Source organism: Hansschlegelia beijingensis (assembly GCF_045505405.1).
Lineage (GTDB): Bacteria > Pseudomonadota > Alphaproteobacteria > Rhizobiales > Methylopilaceae > Methylopila > Methylopila beijingensis_A.
Map to the genome: position 1 here is coordinate 1 of NZ_JBJKEX010000377.1, position 2,892 is coordinate 2,892.

At 69.5% G+C, this 2,892-nt stretch carries 4 protein-coding genes and 1 pseudogene; 2 read left to right on the top strand and 3 right to left on the bottom strand.

Features of this window, described 5'->3' with window-relative positions; translation table 11 throughout:
* From ACIKT0_RS16275 to xth, 3 genes and pseudogenes are all read right to left on the bottom strand, one after another.
* Positions 1-101 (bottom strand): annotated as a pseudogene (locus ACIKT0_RS16275) (ribonuclease D); the annotation flags it as partial.
* 33 nt (positions 102-134) lie between these two features.
* Positions 135-569 carry a DUF1810 domain-containing protein gene (locus tag ACIKT0_RS16280; RefSeq protein ID WP_407106418.1) on the bottom strand — a complete coding sequence of 145 codons (435 nt, stop codon included), beginning with the start codon at positions 567-569 and terminating at the stop codon, positions 135-137.
* A complete protein-coding gene (xth, locus tag ACIKT0_RS16285; RefSeq protein ID WP_407106420.1) occupies positions 569-1,390 on the bottom strand; it encodes an exodeoxyribonuclease III in 822 nt (273 codons plus the stop codon). The genes ACIKT0_RS16280 and xth overlap by 1 nt, the downstream gene beginning before the upstream one ends.
* 160 nt (positions 1,391-1,550) lie before the next feature.
* Here xth and ACIKT0_RS16290 point away from each other — a divergent pair, with 160 nt between their 5' ends.
* Positions 1,551-2,210, top strand: coding sequence for a MarC family NAAT transporter (locus tag ACIKT0_RS16290; protein ID WP_407106422.1), 660 nt, complete (start codon positions 1,551-1,553; stop codon positions 2,208-2,210).
* Between the two features lie 313 nt (positions 2,211-2,523).
* A partial coding sequence (locus tag ACIKT0_RS16295; RefSeq protein WP_407106424.1) for a hypothetical protein occupies positions 2,524-2,892 on the top strand: 369 nt, incomplete at its 3' end.

Sequence of the window (2,892 nt, forward strand, 5' to 3'; positions counted from 1 at the left end):
TCGCGGTTGGGATTGAGGCCGAGGGTTTCGGTGTCGATCGCGACGGCGGCGCCTGCCGCATAGCCGTCGGGAAGGTCGCCGCGATGGAACCGGATCGTCATGCTGCCGTGCTGGACCGCGCCCCGACGGCCCCGTCAGCCGGCGCCGATGAGCGCCAGCGTCCGCCCGTCCTCCGCGCCGTCGCAGTAGCGCGCCAGCGCCCGAGCGAAGACGCTGTCGGCCTCGCCGGCCGCGCGCGCGAACAGCGTCATGGACGACCTGAACTTCATGTCGTCCGGCGTCCCGAACACCTCGCCGAGCGACCGGCCTTCCACGCCCAGCACCGTCTCGACCGAGCGCGCCAGACGCGGCCCCAGCACCGGATGCGCCAGATAGGCGCGCGCCTCGTCGAGCGAGGAGAGGCCGTAGAAGCTCGCCATCGGGGACGAGCCGAGCCCGCGGAGCTGCGGGAACACGAACCACATCCAGTGGCTGCGCTTGGCGCCGGCGCGAAGTTCGGCCAGCGCCTGGTCGAAGACCGGCGCCTGGGCGGCCACGAACCGCTCGAGGTCGTACGGATCCTGCGCCATCAGCCGTCTCCCTTGCGCGCGCGGCTCCGCCGGGGCGGCGCGGCGTCCTCTTCGGCGAGCTCGATCCAGGTCGGCGCGTGGTCGCTCGCATGCTCCCAGCCCCGCACCTCGCGGTCGACGCCCGCGGCGACGAGGCGGCGGGCCAGCATGGGGCTCAGCAGCAGATGGTCGATCCTCAGCCCTGCGTCGCGGCCCCACGCGTTCCGGAAGTAGTCCCAGAAGGTGTAGATGCGCTCGCCCGGATGAAGCGCCCGCACGGCGTCGGTCCAGCCCTGGTCCACGAGTCGGCGGAACGCCTCGCGGACCTCCGGGCGGAACAGCGCGTCGTCCGTCCAGCGCTCCGGCTTGTAGACGTCGAGATCGGTGGGCATGACGTTGAAGTCGCCCACGAGCGCGACCGGCGCCCGGCTCGCGAGCAGCTCCGCCGCGTGGGCCGTCAGGCGCTCGAACCAGCGCAGCTTGTAGTCGAACTTGGGACCCGGCGCGGGATTGCCGTTGGGCAGGTACAGGCAGCCGACCAGCACCCCGTTCACCGCCGCCTCGATGTAGCGGCTGTGGGCGTCCTCCGGCTCGCCCGGCAGTTCGCGGCGCGTTTCGACCGGCTCCCTCCCCCGCGCCAGGATGGCGACGCCGTTCCAGCTCTTCTGGCCGCGCCAGACGGCGCCGTAGCCGGCCTTGCCGATCGCCTCCTCGGGAAACTTCTCCTGCGGCGCCTTGAGCTCCTGCAGGCAGACGACGTCCGGCCTCGCCTCCTCGAGCCAGCGCAACAGCACGGCGAGCCGGCCGTTGACGCCGTTGACGTTGAAAGTCGCGATCTTCACGGCGGGCGGCCTCCGGCGGCTAGGGCAGGCCTACAACGCGCAAGAGGCCGAAATGGGCGGGGCGTTTCCGCCGCCAAGGCCCGGTCGGCGCTTTGACTGCGGCCGCCCCCCTCTCGTGCTAAAAGCCGTCACCCTCGCGCTCTGACCGGACCAGCCGCCCATGGAAGAACTGAACGCCGCCGTAAAATACATCCCGGCGATCGTCCTCGGCCTGCTGCCGATCATGAACCCGCTCAGCACGATCCCGCTCTTCCTGGCGCTGACCAAGCACATGCCGGAGAAGGCCAAGGATCATCAGGCCCGCATGGCCTGCTTCTATGCGTTCGCGATTCTCTCCGCGTTCCTGTTCCTGGGCAACGCGATCATCTCCCTGTTCGGGATCTCGCTCGCCGGCATCCGGGTCGCGGGCGGGCTGATCATCCTAGTCCTGGCGTTCCGGATGCTGTTCACGGGCGAGACCGACGCATCGACGGTCGACGAATCGCCGGACCAGATCAAGCGCGCGACCCTCGACTTCTCGTTCTCGCCGCTGGCGATGCCGAGCCTCGCCGGGCCGGGGTCGATCGCGGTCGTCATGGGCTACGGGTCCCAGATACCGGCTGACAACAACGTCATCGGACACGCCATCGTCGTCGTCGGCGTCGCGATCACGGTCATGATCGCCTACGTGGCGCTGTTCTTCTCGTCGTGGATCGCCCGCGCGCTCGGAGAGCACGGCATCGAGGCGGTGACCAAGGTGATGGGGTTCCTGCTGGCCTGCGTGGCCGTGCAGTTCATCGCCTCGGGCGTGCGGGAGTTCGTGGTGTCGTTCGGAAGCTGAACGCGCCTTCCGGGCGGCGCGGAACGCCGCCGCCCCGGACGCCGAATATCCGGGCCGAAAACAAAAGAGGGGCTTCCGGCGAACCGGAAACCCCTCATTTATCAGTGGTGGGCGTGACAGGGATCGAACCTGTGACCCCTACCATGTCAAGGGCGGCGCGGATCGCGTCATCCGAAGACTTTCTTGAACTTTCAGGATCGGCCGAAGCGGGTCGAGACCGGCGAAAACAGGCAGTTTCGGGCGTTTCGCGCAAATTCCGCGCAAATCGCATCGAGGCCCTGATCCCGGCAAACGCCGCGCCGGGTAACCGGCTATGACGGCCGGTCTGCTGCACAAGCTGCCCGCGGAGGACCGCGAGCGGCTCGAGGCGCTGAGCTCGGACTCGCGCACCATGCTAGGCGCTCCGAGGCCGATACAGGCGGTGGTCCAGCGCAACCTCGCCACTTTCGAACGCCTGCTCGACGGCGGCCTTGGCTATGCGGAGATCGCTGCCTTGCTCGCCGAACTCGGGCTCGTTCGGCCTGACGGCAAGCCCCATCCGATCAGCACGATCTCCAGCGCGGTGAGCCGCGGGCGGATGCGGGCGGATGCGGGGCGGAGCGGCGTCTTGCGGGGCAGAGCGGACGGCGGCGGTGAGACGCGGGACCCTGCGATTTCCCGCCAGCCGCCGCGAAGCTCGGCG